The following is a 20,861-nucleotide window of genomic DNA, read 5'->3' as shown; positions in this document are numbered from 1 at the left end:
GGCCGCAGGTCCCGAGAGAGACAGCGCGATGATCAGGCCGGCAAATACTCGTTTGCGTCCTGAAGGCGGCGCTTTTCTTCGATCATGTGCGCGACCCGGCCCAGCGCGATGCCGCGCATGAACAGGCTTGCAGGCAGGAAAGCCCATGCGGTCACCATCCAGATCAGCGTGTGCGGGCTTTCCAAGGTCACGACAACGAAATTGATCGAGACAATCTTGAGCACCGCGGGAATGAGGAAGGGCAGAAGGAAGCCCAACGCAATGTTGAACCAGGCGTCGCGGCGCAGGCGCTCGACGACATCCCCACCAGCGGTCGGGTCGAAAGTAGGCAGGTTGACCCAGACGTTGAACTTGGTCTGTGCTTGCGGCCAGCCGATCAGGCGCAGGATCACGACAAAATAGCCCAGCGTGATGAGCGAGATGAGATACGCCATCCCCGCAGCCGTGCGCACCATTGCGATATGCTGTGCCCCCGCATCAGCCGGGAGCGCAAGTTGCAGCAGGCGCACCGGGCTGTAAGGCACGTCGATCGAGGAAGCCACAGTAGAGCCCATGACCTCAATGAAGCGCGTCAGGGTGGAGGGATAGAATTGCGACAGCTCCGCCAGCGTCAGCAACAACACCGTCGCGAAAAGCGAGATGAAGCGGATGCGGTTGAAAGGCGGCGCGTCGCGGAATTCGACAAGACCGGGGTAGACCGACGCGTATTCGAAGAAGGTCAGCGCCGCTGCGAACAGCGCGATCAGCGCCACGATCTGTGCGGTATCGCTGCTGGTATCAGGAAGGATCAACGCGGGGATGGAAATCACCACCGCGACCAGAATTGCGCGTAGAAGCGCCCCTGCCAGACGTGAAAACACTGCCCTACCCCTCTATCACGGCCGGGTTCGATACATTGCCGAACCGCATTTTCTCGTGATCGCCGCCAATTGTGACGGTCTGCCTCATTCTTGCCATGAATTTGCCCATTTTCATGCCCCCTGGCAATCTTTCCCTAAGATTAACAGTTTGTTTCTGCCGATTTGGGGGAAGAACTGGTGCGGCTTTGCATCAAAAAAGGCGCAAAAATGTGGCACTCTAGACGATGCCACAAAATATTGTGGCTAGATGCTTTTTGACCTCTACTCAATCACAGGTTGCGCGACGAGAGGCCAAGAACCACCAAACCGATTCCATCGGCGAGCAGCTGGATTCCCAGCAAAAGCCCCAAAAGCGCCGTCGCCGCATGCTGAAAGTCAGAAAAAACGAGCACCCCGATCAGAATCGAGGCCAGCCCGGTCAGCAGCAGCATCCAGCGAAGTTGGCCCCCCGGAAGTTGAATCCCGATCGCGAGTCGCAGCGCCCCCATGATCAGAAAGAGCACACCAACGACTGCGGCAAGCGAAACCGTTCCCGAGAGCGGGTTGGCCATTAGCCAGACGCCCACGACGATATTGATAAACGCCACAAGCCCGTGCCAGAGGCGATGCGCGCCATCGCGGTCATTATAGGCGAGCCACGCTTGAATGACGCCGCCAATCAGGAAAAGCGCGCCGAGAAACGTCGTGATCGCGAGCGAGGCGGCGAAGGGATTGGCGAGCGCCAGCAGCCCAAACAGGATCATCGCGCCACCGGTTGCCAGAAAGAGCGTGGAGGGTTTCATCGCAATTCTCCTGCACCTTATATGTCAAATGACAAACCCGCAGCATGGGCGCGGGTTCCCTGTCTTCAAAGCAAAAGGCCGCCCGACAGGCGGCCTTCGCTCAAATGTGAAGCGCGGTCAGACCCAGGGGCGCGCTTGTGCGGCTTGCGCCTCGAACGCGTCGATCGCGGCGGCCTTCTCGAGCGTCAGGCCGATATCGTCGAGACCTTCGAGCAGGCAGTGCTTCTTGAAGGGATCGACGTCAAACTTGATCGTCTCGCCTTCCGAGGTCGTGATCTCCTGATTTTCGAGATCCACCGTCATCCGGGCGTTCGAGCCCTTCTCGGCATCCTTCATCAGCAGATCGACCTGCTCCTGCGGCAGCACGATCGGCAGCATGCCGTTCTTGAAGCTGTTGTTGTAGAAGATGTCGGCGAAGGAGGTCGAGACGATCACCTTGATGCCGAAATCCGCCAGCGCCCAGGGCGCGTGCTCACGCGAGGAGCCGCAGCCGAAATTGTCACCCGCGATCAGGATCGAGGCTTCACGGTATTGCGGCTTGTTGAGCACGAAATCGGGGATCTCGTTGCCCTGACGATCATAACGCATCTCGTCGAACGCATGCACACCGAGCCCGGTGCGCTTGATCGTCTTCAGGAAGCCCTTGGGGATGATCATATCGGTGTCGATATTGACCAGCGGCATGGGGGCGGCGATCCCGGTAACTTTTTCGAACTTTTCCATTCTCGTCGCTCCTTACGCGTCTTCCAGTTCCATCATCTCGCGCACATCGGTCAGATGTCCGGTGACGGCAGCGGCGGCAGCCATCGCGGGGCTCATCAGATGCGTGCGGCCCTTGTAGCCCTGACGGCCCTCGAAGTTGCGGTTCGATGTCGAGGCGCAGCGCTCGCCCTCGGCCAGCTGATCGGGGTTCATTGCGAGACACATCGAGCAGCCCGCCATGCGCCATTCGAAGCCGGCATCGGTGAATATCTTGTCCAGACCCTCTTCCTCGGCCTGCGCGCGCACGAGGCCCGAGCCCGGCACGACCATGCCGCGCACGCCCGGAGCCATCTTGCGACCCTTGAGCACTTCGGCTGCGGCGCGCAGATCTTCGATCCGGCCGTTGGTGCAGGACCCGATGAACACCACATCGATCTTGATGTCGGTCAGCTTGGTGCCCGGCTCGAGACCCATGTAATCGAGCGATCGGCGTGCCGCCTCGACCTTACCACCAGTGAAATCTTCCGGCGCGGGAACAACGCCCGAGATCGGCAGAACGTCCTCGGGCGACGTGCCCCAGGTCACGACGGGCTCGATATCCTCGCCCTTGATCGTCACGACCTTGTCAAAATGCGCGCCTTCGTCGGTGTAAAGGGTCTTCCACCAGTTCAGCGCGGCTTCCCACTGGGCGCCCTTCGGCGCATGGGCCCGGCCCTTCACGTATTCGAAGGTTTTCTCGTCCGGCGCGATCAGGCCAGCACGCGCGCCACCCTCGATTGCCATGTTGCAGACCGTCATGCGGCCTTCCATCGACAGATCACGGATCGCTTCGCCGCAATATTCGATGACGTGGCCGGTGCCGCCACCGGTGCCGGTCGCGCCGATCACCGAGAGGGTGATGTCCTTGGCGGTCACGCCCGGGCGCAGATGGCCGGTGATCTCGACCTTCATATTCTTCGATTTCTTCTGGATCAGCGTCTGGGTTGCCAGAACGTGCTCGACTTCCGAGGTGCCGATCCCGTGGGCGAGCGCGCCGAAAGCGCCATGGGTCGCGGTGTGGCTATCGCCGCACACGACGGTCATGCCCGGCAGGGTCCAGCCCTGTTCGGGGCCGACGATATGCACGATACCCTGACGGATGTCGTTCACCGGATAATAGTTAACGCCGAATTCCTTGGCGTTCTTGTCGAGCGCCTCGACCTGAATGCGGCTTTCCTCGTTCTCGATCACGCCCGAGGCGCGGTCGGTCGTGGTCGGCACGTTATGGTCCGGAACGGCGATGGTCTTTTCGGGTGCGTGAACCTTGCGACCGGCCATGCGCAGGCCTTCGAACGCCTGCGGCGAGGTCACTTCGTGGACCAGGTGACGGTCGATATAGAGCAGGCAGGTGCCGTCTTCGTCTTCGGACACGACATGCGCGTCCCAGATCTTGTCATAGAGGGTCTTCGGAGCGGACATGGCTCTCACTTTCCTTGGATAGCTGGTTTTGGACATGGGAATGCGGGCGCGAACGCCCAGGGGCGGCGCGCCGTCAAAGTCGGGCCAGCACCGAGCGGCTCTCGCCGTAGAAGCGCTCGCGAAGACGGGCGCGGTCATCCATGTCGAAAACGAATGTCATGGCGCGCTAAATACGGCGAATCCTGCGATCTGGCAATCGAAGAGTCTGCGTTTGGCGCGCGTGACAAAGCAAGCTAACGTGACCCTATGGATTTCGCGAACACCGACATGCTCAACACGCTGGCCTCAATCTGGAGCCAGGTAGAGATTTTCTTCCGCTCGATGGTGCTCCCTTCGCGGCTGTGGCAGTTCGCGATCATCGCTGGCTGCTTCGCGCTGGCCCATCTGGGTCGGATCTGGCTGGCGCCGAAAGTCGACGAATGGGGCCGTCAGCGTGAGCTGTCGTCGCGCCAGTTGCGCACCCTCATCCTGTTCCGCCAGCGCCTTCGCGGGATCCTGTTCATCATTTTCGCCTGGGGATCCGTGATCACTCTCGATGCGGTCAAGGGTTTCTATTCATGGCGCTTTCTGGTGGTCCTCGCCGCAACGCTCGTCACCGCCTGGCTGATCGTCGGACTTGTTGCGCGCCTGATCCGCAACGGCTTCCTGCGCGCCATCGTGCGCTGGGGCGCGTGGATCTGGGTCACGCTTTACTACCTCGGACTCTGGGACGAGACCGTGAAGATCCTCGATGGCGCAGCGGTCGAATTCGGCGGCTTCCGCATCACCGCCTATGCACTTCTGAAGGCGATGGTACTGACGACGATCCTGCTGTCGATCGCCCGGATCGTCTCGGGCCAGACCTCCGCGCGCATCCGCACCAACGAGGATATCAGCCCCTCGATGAGCGAGCTGGTCATCAAGGTCATGCAGGTCCTGCTTTACGGCGCGGCGCTTTTCATCGGCATCAAGGCCGTGGGATTCGATCTGACCGGGCTTGCCGTTCTGTCGGGCGCGATTGGCGTGGGCCTCGGCTTCGGCTTGCAGAAAGTGGTGTCGAATCTCGTCTCCGGCGTGATCATCCTGATGGACAAGTCAATCAAGCCGGGCGACGTGATCAGCCTTGGTGAAACCTTCGGCTGGATCAATTCTCTGGGCGCGCGCTATGTCTCGGTGGTCACGCGCGACGGCAAGGAGTACCTGATCCCGAACGAGGATCTGATCACCGGGCAGGTGGTCAACTGGTCCCACTCCAATGAGTTCGTGCGGATCGACCTGCATTTCGGCACGTCCTATCACGACGATCCGCATCGGGTGCGCAAGCTTGCCGTCGAAGCCGCGCAATCGGTGGGCCGCGTGCTGAAGGACCGGCCAACCGTCTGTCATATAACGGGTTTTGGCGACAGCTCGGTCGATTATATCCTCCGTTTCTGGATCACCGATCCGGTCGAAGGCCTCACAAATGTGCGCGGCGCGGTCTATCTTGCACTTTGGGACGCTTTCCACGAGAACGGCATAACAATTCCCTTCCCGCAACGCGAAGTGCGCGTGCTGGAGGGCTCGCAACTTGCCGTTCAGCCTGACCGCGAAAATCCGCCGCAGGAAAATTGAAATCGCGCAGAGGCGATGCTACCTTAAAAATATGGCCTGCGCCGGGGCCCTTTCGGCGCGCAACCTCTGGAGGACCATGTCCTGTCTCATCTTTCTCTCGTGCCGAGTGATGCCGGCACAAAGGCGGCGGCCATGAGCATGAAGGCCGTGAACGCCGAAGCTACGAGCGAAGAGATCCTCGCTCGCGTTCTTTCTTCCCTCGAAGATGACAAAGCCGAAGACATCGTGACGATCGACCTGCGTGGCCGGTCCTCGATCGGTGATTACATGGTGATCTGTTCGGGTCGCAGTTCGCGTCAGGTTGGCGCGATCGCTGAAAAGCTGACCGAGCGGCTCAAGGAAGAGTTCGGCCGCATCTGCAAGGTCGAGGGGAAAGACCAGGGTGACTGGGTGCTGATCGACAGCTCCGACGTGATCGTTCACGTCTTCCGCCCCGAAGTGCGCGAGTTCTACCAGCTCGAGAAGATGTGGATGCCCGCGGGCGCTCCCGTCTGAGCTTGATGATATGAAGATCACGATCTGCGCAGTGGGCCGCTTGCGCAAGGGCCCCGAGCGTGAGTTGATCGACGACTACCTCAAACGTTTCGAGAAATCCGGGCGAGCCTTCGGGCTCGGCCCGGCTTCCGTCGTAGAGGTCGAGGACAAAAAGGGACTGGGGCAGGGCGCGGAGGCGGAATTGCTGGCGCGCGCAATCCCCGACGGCGCTGTCATCGTCACGCTGGATGAGCGCGGCAGCCTGATCTCCTCGCCGGACTTTGCGAAAAAGCTGGAAGGCTGGCGCGACGGCGCGCGCGATGTTTGCTTCGTCATCGGTGGCGCGGACGGGATCGACCCGTCCTTACGCGAGCGCGCCGAATTCTCGATCTCGTTTGGTAAGATGGTCTGGCCGCATATGCTGGCGCGCGTCATGCTGAGCGAACAGATCTACCGCGCCGGTCAGATCATCGCCGGCACACCCTATCACCGGGTCTGATCCGGTTGCCGCGAAGCCCCGCGAGGCGTAAGAGGGGGCAACACATCACGGAGGCCGCCATGACCCGCCCGAAACCCGTCGTCCTGTGCATTCTCGATGGCTTTGGTGAGCGAAAGGAACGCGAGGGCAACGCGCCCTTGCTGGCCAATAGCCCGAACCTCGACCGGATCATCTGGAACAACCCGAACAAGTCGACGCTCATCACGTTCGGCCCCGATGTCGGGCTGCCGAGCGGTCAGATGGGCAATTCCGAGGTCGGCCACACCAATATCGGTGCGGGCCGGGTGGTGGCGATGGATCTCGGCCAGATCGACCTCGCGATCGAAGATGGGTCTTTCTTCAAGAACGAAGCGATCCTGGCCTTCATCGACACGCTGAAGCAATCCGGCGGGCGGGCGCATCTGATGGGCGTGATCTCGGATGGCGGGGTGCATGGCCATATCGAGCACACGCTGGCCGCCGCGAAGATGGTCTCGGAGGCGGGCGTGCCGGTGCTGATCCATGCGATCACCGACGGGCGCGACGTGGCGCCCGACAGTGCCAAACGGTTTGTCGGCGATCTTTGTGATCGGCTGCCTGAAGGCTGCACCGTCGCGACGGTCGATGGCCGCTACTACGCGATGGACCGCGACAACCGCTGGGAGCGGGTGGGCCTTGCCTATGACGCGATGATCAACGGCAAGGGGTCGAGTGCCGAGACACCTGTTGCCGCAGTCGAGGAAAGCTATGCGCGCAAGGAGATGGACGAGTTCATCAAGCCCACCGTGATCGGCGATTACGAAGGTGCCAAGGATGGGGACGGCTTCTTCTGCCTCAACTTCCGCGCCGACCGTGCACGCGAGATCCTGCGTGCCATAGGTGAGCCGGGTTTCTCGGAATTCGACACGGGCACCCGCCCGGATTGGGCGGCGCTGCTGGGGATGGTCGAATATTCCGACAAGCACAACGCCTATATGACCACCGCCTATCCGAAGCGCGAACTCGTCAATACGCTGGGTGAATGGGTGTCGAAACAGGGGCTTACGCAGTTCCACCTCGCCGAGACCGAGAAATATCCGCATGTGACCTTCTTCCTCAACGGCGGCAAGGAAGAGCCTTGGGATGGCGAGGATCGCTACATGCCGAAATCGCCGAAAGTGGCGACCTATGACCTGCAGCCCGAGATGAGCGCGCCCGAGGTGACCGACAAATTCGTCGAGGCGATCGAGAAGGGCTATGACCTGATCATCGTGAACTACGCCAACCCCGACATGGTTGGCCATACCGGCTCGCTCGAAGCCGCGATCGCTGCGGTGGAAGAGATCGACCGCGATATCGGCCGTGTCGTAGAGGCGCTGGAAAAGGCCGGGGGCGCGATGATCATCACTGCCGATCACGGCAATTGCGAAACCATGATCGACCCGGTGACAGGCGGGCCGCATACCGCGCATACCACCAACCTCGTGCCGGTCGCGATGATCGGCGGGCCGGAAGGGGCGAAGCTGCGCGAAGGTCGTCTTGCCGATCTCGCCCCGACTCTGCTGGAGCTGATGCAACTGCCCCAGCCCGAAGAAATGACCGGAAAGAGCCTGATCGTATCGTGATCCGCCTAGCGCTTGCAGCTCTTCTGATCTCGGCCGCGCCGCTTTGGGCTCAAAGCGCGGCCGATACGGCCATCAAGGCTTCGGCCGATCTGCGCAATGCGATCACCGCACTCGACGATGCGCAAACAAAGGCGGATCGGATCGCTGCGCTGACCCAGACCATTCAGGCCTACGAGATCGGCCTTGGTGCGCTGCGCGATGGTCTGCGCCGCGCGGCGATCCGCGAACGCGAGATCAAGCAGGGCTTCGATGCGAAGCGCAACGAACTGGGCGGCCTGCTCGCGGTGATGTCGACGATGCAGCAATCGGACGGGCCACTTCTGCTACTCCATCCCTCCGGCCCCGAGGGGTCGGCACGCTCGGGTATGGTGCTGTCCTCAGTCGCGCCCGCACTTCAGGAAGAGGCCGAGGCGCTGAGCAAGCAGCTCGACGAGATCGCGACCTTGCGCAAGCTGCAAGAGGGGGCGCGGGCGGTCCTCGAAGACGGGATGATTTCGGTGACCAAGGCGCGCACCGCCCTATCGGAGGCGATTTCGGAACGCGACAAACTCCCGCGCCGCTATCTCGAGGAGCCCGAGGAACTGACGAAGCTCGTGCAAAGCGCCGATACTCTGGAGGGGTTCGCGAGCGGCCTGAGCGGGCTCGAGAATGATATTGGCCCGCCGATGGAAGATTTCGGGGCCGCGAAAGGTAGCCTGAAATTGCCGGTGATCGGGTCGGTCCTGCGCGGTTTCAATGAAACCGATGCGGCCGGGATCAAGCGTCCCGGTTTCGTGATCGCAACGGAGCCGGCAGCACTCGTCATCACACCGTGGCCCGCCACGATCCGCTATCGCGGCCCCTTGCTGGACTACGGAAATGTGATGGTGCTGGAACCGGCCGAGGGCTATCTTCTGGTTCTTGCGGGGCTCGGGACCGTCTATGGTGAGGTGGGAGACGTCTTGCAGAAGGGAACGCCGATCGGCCTGATGGGCGGAATCCAGCCGGGAGCGAAGGAATTCGGCCAGGAATTCGTCAAGGCCGCGTCAGATGGCGCTGGTGCAGATCGCAGCGAGACGCTTTATTTGGAGCTGAGAGAGGGCGGCAAGCCCGTGGACCCGACACCGTGGTTCACCCAGACGAAAGACGACAAGGGTTGAGTATGAAAAAGTTCATGATGGCAGCGCTGGGCGGCACGATCGCAGGCGCAGTTCTTTCGACGCAGGTGGCGGCCCCGCTGATGGCCCAGGAGACCAAGCAGCCCGAGACCGTCTATCAGCAGCTCGACCTGTTCGGCGACATCTTCGAAAAGATCCGTCAGGATTACGTTGAGCCCGTCGACAGCAAGAAGCTGATCGAGGCCGCGATCAACGGGATGCTGAGTTCGCTCGACCCGCATTCGAGCTACCTGCCGCCCGATGATTACGCCGATATGCGCGTGCAGACTCGCGGCTCGTTCGGCGGCCTCGGGATCGAGGTCACGCAGGAAGACGGTTTCGTGAAGGTCGTATCGCCGATGGATGGCACCCCTGCCGCCGAGGCCGGGATCAAGTCGGGTGACTTCATCACCGCGGTTGACGGCGAGTCCCTGATGGGCATGTCACTCGATCAGGCGGTCGACAAGATGCGCGGCCCGGTTGGCTCCGAGATCACCATCACTCTCGTGCGCGAAGGCGAACAGGAACCCTTCGACGTGACCCTGACCCGCGACACGATCAAGCTGACTGCCGTGCGTGGCCGCCATGACGGTAACACCGTGATCCTTCGCATCACGACCTTCAACGACCAGACCTATCCGAACCTCGAAGACTCGATCAAGAAACAGGTCGCCGAGATCGGTGGCATGGACAAGGTCGACGGCTTCATCATCGACCTGCGCAACAACCCCGGCGGGTTGCTGACCCAGGCGATCAAGGTCGCCGATGCCTTCCTCGACAAAGGTGAGATCGTCTCGACCCGTGGCCGCAACCCGCAAGACAGCGAGCGGTTCAATGCGACGCCGGGCGATCAGGCCGATGGCAAGCCGATCGTTGTGCTGATCAATGGAGGTTCGGCCTCGGCTTCGGAGATCGTGACCGGTGCGCTTCAGGATCATCACCGCGCGATCGTCGTTGGCACCAAGAGCTTCGGTAAAGGGTCCGTGCAAACCGTCATGCCGATCCAGGGCGAAGGTGCGATGCGCCTGACGACGGCGCGGTATTACACGCCCTCGGGTCGCTCGATCCAGTCGCTGGGCATCGCGCCTGACGTGGTGGTACCGCAACCCGATCAGCCGAAAGCCGATCAGAAGGCCGAGGATGACAAGGCCGCGCATCAGATGACTTCGGAAGCAGATCTGAAGGGCGCGATCACCAATGACTCGATGACCGAGGATGAGAAGAAGCAGGCCGAGGACGAACGCGCCAAGGCCGAAGACGCCGCAAAGCGTCGCCTCGACGACTTCCAGATGTCCTACGCGGTCGATCTGATCAAAGGGCTCGCTGCGCTGGCGCCGGAAATGCAGGGCGAGAAAGCCGCTGCCGCCCCGGCCACGACCGACGAAACCAAGAAAAACTGAGGGGAGGGGGCCTGCGAGGGCCCCTTTTTCACATGACGCCCGAAGAAATTGCCAAGCTTCCCTATCGCCGCAATGTCGGCGTCGTGCTGATGAACCCGGCCGGGCTCGTCTTTGCCGGTCAGCGCATCGACAATCCTGATCCCGCCTGGCAGATGCCGCAAGGCGGGATCGACAAGGGCGAAAAACCGAAAGAAGCGGCTTTGCGCGAGCTGGAGGAAGAGACCGGGGTGACGCCCGATCTCGTGGAGTTTGTCGCGAAGACCGGCGATTGGATCACTTACGACCTGCCGCATGATCTGGTGCCGAAGATCTGGAACGGGCGTTGGCGCGGGCAGGAACAGAAATGGTTCCTCTACCGCTTTCTGGGTTCGGACGATCAGGTGAAGATCGAGACCGATCACCCGGAATTCTCGGTCTGGCAATGGATGGACTTCAACGAACTCGTCGAAAAGATCGTGCCGTTCAAACGCTCGGTCTATGAGGCGGTTCGCGCCGAATTTCGAGACTATCTCGGCTGAATCTTCAGAAATCGAGACCCAGATCCAGGGTGCGCGCCGAATGGGTCAGCGCACCTGAGGAGATATAATCGACACCGGTTGCCGCGACTTCCGCGATGCGCTCGAGCGTCATGTTACCCGAGGCCTCCAGGACAACGCGGCCTGCATTCAGCGCCACGGCTGCACGCAGCTCGGAGCTATCCATATTGTCGAGCAGGATGACGTCCGCGCCGCCGATCTTCAGCGCCTCTTCCATCTGGCGCAGCGTGTCGACCTCAAGTTCGATCCGCATCATGTGGCTACGCGCGGCCTTTGCGGCTTCGAGCACCTGACGAATGCCGCCCGCCGCTGCAATGTGGTTGTCCTTGATCAGGATCGCGTCGGACAGGCCGTAGCGGTGATTGAACCCGCCGCCATGAGTAACGGCCGCCTTTTCCAGCGCACGCAGCCCCGGCGTCGTCTTGCGCGTGCAGGTGATCCGCGCCTTCGTACCTTTGGTTTTCTCGACGAAGCCCGCCGTTTTCGTCGCAATGCCGCTCAGCCGGCCCGCAAAATTCAGCGCCACGCGTTCCCCCATGAGGATCGAAGCTGCCGATCCGTCGATCGTCATCAGCGTCTCGCCTTTTTGACAAGGCTTGCCATCAGGAACGAGGGTCGAAACACGCAAACCGGGATCGACCAGCCGAAAAGCCATCGCCGCAACCTGCATTCCGGACACGACACCGTCTTCACGAGCATTGAGCCGCGCCGAATAGGTCTTGCCCGCCGGGATCACCGCTTTGGTCGTGGCATCGCCCATCGGGGAGAGATCTTCCACCAGAGCGGCGCGGACAATCGGTTCGAGCAGGAGATCGGGCAGCATGTCAGTCCTCCAAGGCGGCGGCGCGAATGTTCAGCGCCTCGGCTAGCGTTATTTTCGTTCGATGCGCCATTTTGGGATCTGTTTCGGGGAAATCAGACCGGAAATGACCACCGCGGCTTTCCTCGCGCGCGAGTGCGGCCGCTGCGATCAACGTGGCAGTCGCTGTCATGTTCCGCATCGTTTCGGTCATCGCGTTGGCTTCGACCTCGGCAATGACGCGCAGCGCCGATTTCAGCCCCTCCGCATCGCGCACCACCCCGACCCCGTCGGTCATCGCCTTGCGCATCCGCTGCAGCGCCGCCTCGTTCACCGGGATATCGCCCGGCGGGAAATCGGGTGCAACCTCGGGTGCCGCGTCGCTGTTTCCTAGTTCCGCCGCAATCCCCAGAGCACAGATCCGCGCGAAGACCAAAGCCTCGAGCAGCCCATTCGATGCGAGACGGTTGGCCCCATGCAATCCGGTCGACGACGCCTCACCGCATACCCAAAGACGGTCGAGTGAGCTACGCCCGCCCACATCCGTGTCAACGCCGCCCATGTGGTAATGCGCAGCCGGCGCGACCGGGATGGGCTGAGAAACAGGGTCTATTCCAGCACGTTTGCACGCATCGGCCACCGCCGGGAAGCGCGTCAGCACCTCCTCGCCCAGAACAGCCCGAGTATCGAGCGCAGGCTCACGCCCCGCTTGTCGTTCGACATAGACAGCGCGGGCGACGATATCGCGCGGGGCCAATTCAGCATCGGGATGGACCGGAATCATGAACCGCTCACCGCGATTGTTGATCAGCGTCGCGCCTTCACCGCGCAAAGCTTCGGTTGCGAGCGGGGCAGGGTCTTCGCCGCTGGCGATCGCGGTGGGGTGGAACTGTACGAATTCCGGATCGGCAATCCGGGCGCCGGCGCGCGCCGCCATCCCGATCACCTGGCCCCGAATGCGCGGAGGGTTCGTCGTGACAGAAAAAAGTCCGCCCGAGCCCCCGCCCGCCAACAAAACCGCAGGGCATTTCACCAGAATTGCGCCGGAAGGCTCATAGGCGCGCTCGATCCAGACGCCAGTCACGCGACCGTCCTCGACTTCGAGCCCAGAGGCCAGAACCCCTTCAAGCACCTGAACCGATGGCGTTTGCCGGACTGCACCGATCAAGGTCTGCATGATCTCGCGACCCGCCTGATCGCCCTTCACCCGCACGACGCGCGCCTGACTGTGCGCGGCTTCGCGCGACATGACGTAGTCGCCCGCGTCGTTGCGGTCGAAAGGTGTGCCAAGTTCGGTCAGCGCAAGGATGTGCTGACGCGCATCTTCCGTTACCAATCGTGCGATTTCGGGCGAAACGGTGCCTGCGCCTGCCGTCATCGTGTCGCGCGCGTGCGACGCGGGCGTATCCCCGACCGACATCGCCGCCGCAACGCCGCCTTGGGCCCAGGCAGAGGACGCACCCTCACCCAGAGTTTCAGGCGAGATCACCAGAACCGGGCGCGGCGCAAGGCTCAATGCCGCGTAAAGCGCTCCGAGCCCCGCGCCGACAATGACGATCCGCTGCGTGTCGATCACTTCGCGGTCGCCTGCGAGAGTTCGATCATCCGCTCTACCGCGATGCGGGCCTTCGCGGCGATTTCGGGATCCACGATGACCTCTTCGGTGCCGGTGTGCAGCGACCAGAGGATCTTCTCGAGCGTGATCTTCTTCATGTAGGGGCACATGTTGCAGGGTCCGACGAAATCGACCTCCGGCAGTGCGTCCGCAATGTTCGAGGCCATCGAGCATTCGGTGACCAACATCGCCTCTTTCGGCTTGTTGGTCTCGACGTAGTTGATGATGCCCGAGGTCGAGCCCGAGAAATCGGACGCCGCGACCACATCCGGCGGGCATTCGGGATGCGCGATGATCCGGGTGTTCGGATGCATCGCGCGGAAGTCGTTGATATCCTTAGCGGTATACTGCTCGTGCACGATGCAGGAGCCTTCCCACCAGACCACATTCTTTTCGGGCACCTCGTTGGCCACGTTCTGCGCAAGGTACTGATCCGGCGTCATGATGACCGTATCGCTATCCATCGCGCGCACGATCTGAGCGGCGTTCGAGGAGGTGCAGCAGATATCGGAGGCGGCTTTCACCTCGGCGGTCGTGTTGACGTAGCTCACGACGGGCGCACCGGGATATTTCGCGCGCATCTCGGCAATACCATCGGCGGTGATCGACTCCGCGAGAGAGCAGCCCGCCTTCATGTCGGGGATCAGAACCGTCTTGGAAGGGTTCAGGATCTTCGAGGTCTCCGCCATGAAATGCACGCCGCATTGCACGATGGTCTGCGCCTCGACCTTCGTGGCCTCGATTGCGAGCTGAAGACTGTCGCCCACGACATCGGCAACGCCATGATAGATTTCCGGCGTCATGTAGTTATGCGCGAGGATCACCGCGTTCTTCTCGCGCTTCAACTTGTTGATCGCGCGGATATAGGGGGCATAGCGCGCGAAATCGGGCAGGGGGATCACGCGGTCCATCTTTTCATGGATCTCGTGCATCTCCTCGGCGAGTTCGATCGACGGCGCGAGATCATAGCTCTCGGCCAGCGTGGCGCGCATTTCGGTCAGGTCCAGCATGGGCTTTCCTCCCGCTCGTTCCCGGAACAGGCCTTGGATTTAAAGAGTGTTGACGTCCGGTTAAATGGGAAAGTTGCGGGAAACCCCGCAAAAATGGAGTTTTCAGTCGTAGCGATGCCAGATCGCACCCTCTCCGATCTTCCCGACAAAGGCAGCGTGGGCTTCGGCCTCCTCGGCGGTGAGCCGCGGCGGCAGGGGCTCCGGGCGCGGTTTCGGGCGCCACGCCTCTTGGGCGCTAGCGCCGGATTTTCGTCCCGTGTCAATAGGTTGGAGACCAAATCCCGGCTGTCTCCCACCGATCAGCTCCAGATAGACCTCGGCCAGGATCTCGCTGTCGAGCAGGGCGCCGTGCAGCGTCCGGGACGAATTGTCGATGCTGAACCTGCGACAAAGCGCATCAAGCGTAGCGGGTGAACCAGGAAATTTTCGCCGCGCCATGGCGAGCGTGTCGAGCGCACGGTGATCCTCGATCAGCGGCATTCCAGCCCAGCGCAGTTCGGCATTGAGGAATTTCATGTCGAACCTGGCGTTGTGGATCACCAAAACGGAATCCGTGCCGATGAACTCCAGAAACTCGAAGCCGATCTGTGCGAATTTCGGCTTGTCAGCGAGAAACTCATCACCCAGCCCGTGAACCTGAAACGCTTCCTGCGGCATCGAGCGTTCGGGGTTGATATATTGGTGATAGGTCTTTCCGGTCGGCATGTGATTGAACAGCTCGACCGCACCGATCTCGACGATGCGATCGCCTTCATCGGGCTCGAAGCCCGTGGTCTCGGTATCGAGAACGATCTCACGCATGTCGATCCTCCCTGATCTTCGAAATCAGGTTTCGCACATCTCGACGGGTGTCCTCAAGGTTCACTGTTTCGATGACATAGGTCGCCCGCGCGCGTTTCTCGGCGTCGGGCATCTGGCGCGACAGGATAAAATCAAGCTGATCCGCTGTCATGCCGGGACGTGCAAGGACGCGGGCGCGTTGAACCTCGAGCGGGGCCGAGACGACAAGGGTTGCATCGCAGCTCTTGTCGGCGCCCGTTTCGAATAGAAGCGGGATATCGAGCAGGATCAGATCGGCTTTCGGATGATCCGCGATGAAGGCTTCACGTGACGCGGTCGTCAGCGGATGAACGATCGATTCAAGGCGAGATAGAGCCTGTTTATCCGCAGAAAGGATCTTTTTCAGTGCGCCGCGATCCACGGCACCATCGATGATTGCCGAAGGAAAGACCGCGGCAATGGGTGCGACGGCCGCGCCGCCCTTTTCATAGATCTCATGCACGGTGCGGTCCGCATCCCAGACCGGCACGCCTTCCTCGGAAAACATCGTGGCGGTCGTCGATTTCCCCATCCCAACCGACCCGGTCAGTCCGAGGAGGAAAGGGCGGCTCATGCGTTCAGGACCGCTTCGCGCAGGCCTTCTGTGACCTCGGGGCGCTGACCAAACCAACGCTCGAAACCGGGGACAGCCTGATGCAGCAGCATGCCGAGACCATCGACAATCACGCAGCCAGCCTCTTCGGCTTCGATAAGGAATTTCGTCTTCAGCGGCGTATAGACGATATCACAGCAGGTCGCGCCGGGTTTGAGCGCGTCGAGCGGGACGCGGAATTCCTGCTTGCCGACCATGCCGAGAGACGTTGTGTTCACCACGGTCGTCGCGTCTTCGAGCATGTTACCCGCCTGAACCCAGTCATAAACGACGAGCCGCGCACCAAACTCCGCGCGCAGCGCATCAGCGCGGGCACGGGTGCGGTTCGAAATCCGGATTTCGGGCGCGCCGCTTTCAAGAAGCGAAGCGACAATCGCCCGCGCAGCACCGCCCGCACCAAGCACGGCGGCCGGCCCAATGGTCGCGTCCCAACCAGGGGCGTTTTGTTTCAGATTGGCGATGAAGCCATAACCATCTGTATTATCAGCGTAAATCTTTCCGTCCGGGCGGAAAATCAGCGTATTGGCCGCGCCGATCAGCGCCGCGCGATCCGAGATCACGTCGGCAATCTCCAGTGCGCGGATCTTGTGCGGGATCGTGACATTCACGCCGACGAACCCGGCCTTGGGCAAGGTGCGCAGAACGGTCTCGAGATCCTCGGCGTCCACGTCGATCGGCACGTAGTACCCCGTGATCTCGTATTGATCGAGCCAATGACGAAACAGCACGGGAGAGCGGGAATGCGCAATCGGAGAGCCAATGACACCGGCCAGGGGAATCCGCGGATGATCACTCATGTCAACAACTCTCCTCGGGCATGCAGCCAATTCAGAAATTCGATAAGGGGCAGGCCCAGAACTGCAAAGTAATCGCCCTGAACGCGGGAGAAAAGCCGAACGCCCTCTTCCTCGAGTTTGTAGCTTCCGACCGACCAGCGGATGCTGTCCCAGTTGCGGGTCACGTAGTCGTCGATGAAAGCGTCGGAGAGCTCATGCATCGTCAGCCGCACTTCTCCCACATGACGCCAAAGCGGTTCGCCATCGCGGATCGCCACCATCGCAGACAAAAGCTTGTGCGTCTGACCGGACAAGGCGCGCAGTTGCGATTTCGCATCTTCTGGCGTCTCGGGCTTGGAAAACACCGTGCCCTTGAGTTCGAGCACCTGATCGGCCCCGATCACGAGGACAGCCGGATTGCGCGATGACAATTTCGCAGCCTTCATCTCGGCAAGGAAATCGGCGACATCGCGCGGCTTCGCGCCTTCCGCCTCGAGGCTATGCTTGATCGCCTCTTCGTCGATGCGCGCAGGTTCAGCCGTAACGGTCAGCCCGGCATTGCGCAGAAGCTGGGCGCGGATTTCAGAAGCGGAAGCGAGAAGGATGTTCATGGACCTGTGGATAAGCGGATGCAGAACTCTCTGGGCGAAACTGGGCATAACCGGGTTGAACCGATATCTCCACAAAATCCGGCACCTTCAGGGCAAGTTTGCGAAAGTTTTCTACCTGGGGAACGCGCTTGTCCCGGGATGGGGGAGAAATCGGTGATCCAGAAGATCATCCAGAGGTTTATCCACAGGATGACCTAGGCGTAATCACTAAAAAATATGTTTTTATTCAGTATGTTAACTATATTTTTTCTGAGGAATGACTTCTTTGGGGTGCGGCTTTCCCGACTGTGGAGAAATCCTTGATAAAGTGTTAATCCACACCATCAACAGGACCAACAACAACATCATCTCTTTTCTTAAATATATTTATTTTAGAAGAAGAGCTGGTGACCCCGGAGGCGAGATGACCGATTTCCTGAGCAACTGGTACCCATGGATCAAGGCCCTGCACGTGATGTCGATCATCACCTGGATGGCAGGTCTGTTCTACTTGCCCCGGCTTTACGTCTATCACGTCGAAGGACTGAAGAAGAAAGGCATCGTACGCGATACCGATCAGGAGCTTCTGTTTCGCCATCAGGAACGGCTGCTTTTGAAAGCGATCATGAACCCCGGAATGATCGCGAGCTGGCTCTTTGGTTTGATGCTGGTCTTCACGCCTGGGATCGTGGACTGGTCGACGATCTGGCCCTGGACCAAGGCGGTAGCTGTGCTGGGGATGACCTGGTTTCACATGTGGTGCGCGAAGGAGCGCAAGGCATTGGCTGATGGAAGCGCCAATCGCACGGGTCGCTATTATCGGATGATGAACGAGGTGCCGACGGTCTTCATGATCGTGATTGTCTCCTCGGTGATCGTGAAATTCTAAGTTTCATTGACTCCGAGCGCCGTTGCGCTTATCTCCCGCGACAAGCCCCGGCCGTCCTGGCCGACCGGTTTTTCTGAGACATGACGATATTTCGCGCCCACCGGTCCTTGGTGCGGCGCCAGCTTCAGGTGATGCCATGAGCGAAACCCGCCTCAATCTTTCCGATCTCAAAGCCAAGAGCCCCAAGGAACTGCTGGCCCTGGCCGAAGAATGGGAAATCGAAAACGCCTCGACGATGCGCAAGGGCGAGATGATGTTCTCGATCCTGAAGGAGCATGCCGAGGATGACTGGGTCATCGGCGGGGATGGTGTGCTCGAAGTCCTTCAGGATGGCTTTGGTTTCCTGCGCTCGACCGAGGCCAACTATCTTCCGGGCCCGGATGATATCTATGTTTCGCCTGACATGATCCGTCAGCACAGCCTGCGCACCGGTGACACGGTCGAAGGTGTGATCCGCGCGCCGGGTGAAAACGAACGGTACTTCGCGCTGACCAAGGTCGAGCAGATCAACTTCGAAGAACCGGAAAAAGCCCGCCACAAGGTGGCCTTCGACAACCTCACGCCGCTTTATCCCGATGAGCGTCTGAAGATGGAAATCGAGGATCCGACGATCAAGGATCGCTCGGCCCGGATCATCGACCTCGTGGCGCCGATCGGGAAGGGGCAGCGCTCGCTGATCGTGGCGCCGCCGCGGACCGGTAAGACGGTCCTGTTGCAGAACATCGCACATTCGATCGAGCGCAATCACCCCGAGTGCTACCTGATCGTGCTACTGATCGACGAGCGTCCGGAAGAAGTGACGGACATGCAGCGTTCGGTGAAAGGCGAAGTGATCTCCTCGACTTTCGACGAACCGGCAACGCGGCACGTGGCTGTTTCGGAAATGGTCATCGAGAAGGCCAAGCGTCTGGTCGAACACAAGCGCGACGTGGTGATCCTGCTCGACTCGATCACTCGTTTGGGCCGCGCCTTCAACACTGTTGTCCCGAGCTCGGGCAAGGTATTGACCGGTGGTGTGGACGCCAACGCTCTGCAGCGTCCGAAGCGTTTCTTCGGTGCCGCACGGAACATCGAAGAGGGCGGCTCGCTGACGATCATCGCGACCGCGCTGATCGATACCGGCTCGCGGATGGACGAGGTTATCTTCGAAGAATTCAAGGGCACGGGTAACTCGGAAATCGTGCTCGACCGCAAGGTGGCCGACAAGCGCGTCTTCCCGGCGATGGACATCCTCAAGTCCGGCACCCGGAAAGAAGATCTGCTCGTCGATCAGAAAGATCTGCAGAAGACCTATCTGCTGCGCCGCATCCTGAACCCGATGGGGACGACGGATGCGATCGAGTTCCTGATCTCGAAGCTCAAGCAGACGAAGACCAACGGTGAATTCTTCGACTCGATGAACGGCTGAGGCCGCTCTATCTTCCGCAAGGAAGAGGATTGCGATGGACACGATCTATGCTCTGGCCACGGCCCGCGGGAAAGCGGGCGTGGCCGTCATTCGTATTTCGGGACCGCGGGCCTGGGAGGCCGCGCGCGCGCTGGCAGGATCGCTGCCGGAGCCGCGTGTGGCCGGGCTGCGCAAGCTGCGGCTTGAGGGGGAGGAACTCGACGAGGCTGTCGTCCTGTGCTTCGAGCACGGCGCGAGCTTCACCGGGGAAGAGGTCGCCGAGCTGCATATCCACGGGGCAATCGCGACAGTTTCCGCGGTGCTGCGCGCGTTGGGGCAGATCGATGGGCTACGCTTGGCGGAACCGGGGGAGTTCACCCGGCGCGCACTCGAGAATGAGCGGCTCGATCTGGCGCAGGTCGAAGGTCTGTCCGATCTGATCGAGGCCGAGACCGAAGCCCAGCGGAAACAGGCGTTGAAAGTTCTGTCGGGGGCCGTCGGGGATTTGGTGGAGGATTGGCGCGCGAAACTGATCCGGGCGGGAGCACTGATCGAGGCGACGATCGACTTCGCGGATGAGGAAGTTCCGGTCGATGTCTCGCCCGAGGTACTTGAGTTGATCGACGCAGTGGCCTCCGGGCTGCGCGACGAGCTGCGCCGGATCGGGGCGGCGGAACGTATCCGCGAGGGTTTCGAGGTTGCGATCGTGGGGCGTCCGAACGCGGGAAAATCCACGCTCCTGAATGCGTTCGCGGGTCGTGAGGCCGCGATCACTTCCGAAATCGCGGGCACGACGCGCGATGTGATCGAAGTGCGCATGGAGATCGGCGGACAGGCAGTTACTTTGCTCGATACCGCTGGCTTGCGTGAGACCGAGGATGTCGTCGAGGCGATCGGGGTAGAGCGTGCCCTCGATCGGGCACGTCAATCCGACTTGCGGCTGTTCCTGCTCGATGGGGCTGAGGTTCCGCTAATTACACCGGAACCGGGCGATCTGATTGTTCACGGCAAGGCCGATGTCGCGAGCGCCGAAGGGCTGAGCGTGTCGGGTAAGACCGGCAAGGGGCTGACGGAACTGCTTGCCGCGATCGAAGAGCGCTTGTCCGGGCTCAGCGAGGGTGCTGGCGTGATGACGCGCGAGCGCCACAGGCTTGCGATGGAACGCGCATTCGGGGCTTTGGAATCAGCGCGAGATGAGGTATTGCGCGGGTCTGACCGGAGTGAGCTGGCGGCGGAATCGCTGCGCCAGGCGGCGTGGGCGCTGGAGGCGCTGCTCGGTCGGGTGGATGTCGAGAACCTTCTGGACGAGATTTTCTCGAGCTTCTGCATCGGTAAGTAAGGAG

General features: G+C 61.0%; 21 protein-coding genes. 10 read left to right on the top strand and 11 right to left on the bottom strand.

Annotation, left to right across the window (positions count from 1 at the left end):
* Positions 1 to 32 precede the first annotated feature (32 nt).
* The 4 genes from TP2_RS07840 to leuC form a co-directional block, all read right to left on the bottom strand.
* Positions 33 to 860 (bottom strand): hypothetical protein, encoded by an 828-nt coding sequence (locus TP2_RS07840; protein ID WP_038075633.1) that lies wholly within the window; start codon positions 858 to 860, stop codon positions 33 to 35.
* 269 nt (positions 861 to 1,129) lie between these two features.
* Positions 1,130 to 1,642: an HdeD family acid-resistance protein gene (locus tag TP2_RS07835; protein WP_051692322.1), complete on the bottom strand. Its 513-nt coding sequence runs from the start codon at positions 1,640 to 1,642 to the stop codon at positions 1,130 to 1,132.
* A 117-nt stretch (positions 1,643 to 1,759) separates the two neighbouring features.
* A complete protein-coding gene (gene leuD, locus TP2_RS07830) occupies positions 1,760 to 2,365 on the bottom strand; it encodes a 3-isopropylmalate dehydratase small subunit (protein WP_038075630.1) in 606 nt (201 codons plus the stop codon).
* Positions 2,366 to 2,377: 12 nt separating this feature from the next.
* Complete coding sequence (leuC, locus tag TP2_RS07825; RefSeq protein ID WP_038075628.1) at positions 2,378 to 3,802, bottom strand: 3-isopropylmalate dehydratase large subunit; 1,425 nt, start codon at positions 3,800 to 3,802, stop codon at positions 2,378 to 2,380.
* A gap of 246 nt (positions 3,803 to 4,048) precedes the next feature.
* Between leuC and TP2_RS07820 the strand changes: the two genes are divergently transcribed.
* The 7 genes from TP2_RS07820 (at position 4,049) to TP2_RS07790 (ending at position 11,002) form a co-directional block, all read left to right on the top strand.
* Positions 4,049 to 5,392 (top strand): mechanosensitive ion channel family protein, encoded by a 1,344-nt coding sequence (locus tag TP2_RS07820; protein WP_038075626.1) that lies wholly within the window; start codon positions 4,049 to 4,051, stop codon positions 5,390 to 5,392.
* A gap of 138 nt (positions 5,393 to 5,530) precedes the next feature.
* The gene (gene rsfS, locus TP2_RS07815; RefSeq protein ID WP_038076204.1) at positions 5,531 to 5,887 is read left to right on the top strand and encodes a ribosome silencing factor; all 357 of its coding nucleotides are present in this window, start codon (positions 5,531 to 5,533) and stop codon (positions 5,885 to 5,887) included.
* A 10-nt stretch (positions 5,888 to 5,897) separates the two neighbouring features.
* Positions 5,898 to 6,365, top strand: coding sequence for a 23S rRNA (pseudouridine(1915)-N(3))-methyltransferase RlmH (gene rlmH / locus TP2_RS07810; RefSeq protein WP_038075616.1), 468 nt, complete (start codon positions 5,898 to 5,900; stop codon positions 6,363 to 6,365).
* A gap of 59 nt (positions 6,366 to 6,424) precedes the next feature.
* Positions 6,425 to 7,948, top strand: coding sequence for a 2,3-bisphosphoglycerate-independent phosphoglycerate mutase (gene gpmI, locus TP2_RS07805; RefSeq protein ID WP_038076202.1), 1,524 nt, complete (start codon positions 6,425 to 6,427; stop codon positions 7,946 to 7,948).
* A complete protein-coding gene (locus TP2_RS07800) occupies positions 7,945 to 9,087 on the top strand; it encodes a murein hydrolase activator EnvC family protein (protein WP_038075615.1) in 1,143 nt (380 codons plus the stop codon). Before gpmI ends, TP2_RS07800 begins: the two co-directional genes overlap by 4 nt.
* 2 nt (positions 9,088 to 9,089) lie before the next feature.
* A complete protein-coding gene (locus TP2_RS07795) occupies positions 9,090 to 10,484 on the top strand; it encodes a S41 family peptidase (protein ID WP_038075614.1) in 1,395 nt (464 codons plus the stop codon).
* Positions 10,485 to 10,516: 32 nt separating this feature from the next.
* On the top strand, positions 10,517 to 11,002 hold the full coding sequence (locus tag TP2_RS07790) for an RNA pyrophosphohydrolase (RefSeq protein ID WP_038075613.1): 486 nt from the start codon (positions 10,517 to 10,519) through the stop codon (positions 11,000 to 11,002).
* A 4-nt stretch (positions 11,003 to 11,006) separates the two neighbouring features.
* Here the strand turns inward: TP2_RS07790 and nadC are convergent, their stop codons facing one another.
* From nadC to TP2_RS07755, 7 genes are all read right to left on the bottom strand, one after another.
* Positions 11,007 to 11,843: a carboxylating nicotinate-nucleotide diphosphorylase gene (gene nadC / locus TP2_RS07785; protein WP_038075612.1), complete on the bottom strand. Its 837-nt coding sequence runs from the start codon at positions 11,841 to 11,843 to the stop codon at positions 11,007 to 11,009.
* Position 11,844: 1 nt separating this feature from the next.
* Complete coding sequence (locus tag TP2_RS07780) at positions 11,845 to 13,395, bottom strand: L-aspartate oxidase (protein ID WP_038075611.1); 1,551 nt, start codon at positions 13,393 to 13,395, stop codon at positions 11,845 to 11,847.
* Positions 13,392 to 14,444, bottom strand: coding sequence for a quinolinate synthase NadA (gene nadA, locus TP2_RS07775; RefSeq protein ID WP_038075606.1), 1,053 nt, complete (start codon positions 14,442 to 14,444; stop codon positions 13,392 to 13,394). The genes TP2_RS07780 and nadA overlap by 4 nt, the downstream gene beginning before the upstream one ends.
* 102 nt (positions 14,445 to 14,546) lie before the next feature.
* On the bottom strand, positions 14,547 to 15,245 hold the full coding sequence (gene dnaQ, locus TP2_RS07770) for a DNA polymerase III subunit epsilon (protein ID WP_038075603.1): 699 nt from the start codon (positions 15,243 to 15,245) through the stop codon (positions 14,547 to 14,549).
* The gene (gene coaE, locus TP2_RS07765; protein ID WP_038075601.1) at positions 15,238 to 15,837 is read right to left on the bottom strand and encodes a dephospho-CoA kinase; all 600 of its coding nucleotides are present in this window, start codon (positions 15,835 to 15,837) and stop codon (positions 15,238 to 15,240) included. Before coaE ends, dnaQ begins: the two co-directional genes overlap by 8 nt.
* A complete protein-coding gene (locus TP2_RS07760) occupies positions 15,834 to 16,673 on the bottom strand; it encodes a shikimate dehydrogenase (RefSeq protein ID WP_038075599.1) in 840 nt (279 codons plus the stop codon). The genes coaE and TP2_RS07760 overlap by 4 nt, the downstream gene beginning before the upstream one ends.
* Complete coding sequence (locus TP2_RS07755) at positions 16,670 to 17,263, bottom strand: Maf family protein (RefSeq protein ID WP_038075595.1); 594 nt, start codon at positions 17,261 to 17,263, stop codon at positions 16,670 to 16,672. Before TP2_RS07755 ends, TP2_RS07760 begins: the two co-directional genes overlap by 4 nt.
* 403 nt (positions 17,264 to 17,666) lie before the next feature.
* Between TP2_RS07755 and TP2_RS07750 the strand changes: the two genes are divergently transcribed.
* The 3 genes from TP2_RS07750 (at position 17,667) to mnmE (ending at position 20,857) form a co-directional block, all read left to right on the top strand.
* Positions 17,667 to 18,131: a CopD family protein gene (locus TP2_RS07750; protein WP_038075593.1), complete on the top strand. Its 465-nt coding sequence runs from the start codon at positions 17,667 to 17,669 to the stop codon at positions 18,129 to 18,131.
* Between the two features lie 136 nt (positions 18,132 to 18,267).
* Entirely contained in the window at positions 18,268 to 19,539 is a 1,272-nt protein-coding gene (gene rho / locus TP2_RS07745) for a transcription termination factor Rho (RefSeq protein ID WP_038075590.1), read from the top strand.
* Between the two features lie 34 nt (positions 19,540 to 19,573).
* A complete protein-coding gene (gene mnmE / locus TP2_RS07740) occupies positions 19,574 to 20,857 on the top strand; it encodes a tRNA uridine-5-carboxymethylaminomethyl(34) synthesis GTPase MnmE (protein ID WP_038075587.1) in 1,284 nt (427 codons plus the stop codon).
* The last annotated feature ends 4 nt before the right edge of the window (positions 20,858 to 20,861 follow it).

Origin of the sequence: Thioclava pacifica DSM 10166 (assembly GCF_000714535.1) — a bacterium.
In the GTDB taxonomy this organism is placed as follows: domain Bacteria; phylum Pseudomonadota; class Alphaproteobacteria; order Rhodobacterales; family Rhodobacteraceae; genus Thioclava; species Thioclava pacifica.
Note: the sequence above shows the minus strand (reverse complement) of the source record. Positions and strands in the feature narration are given on the sequence as shown.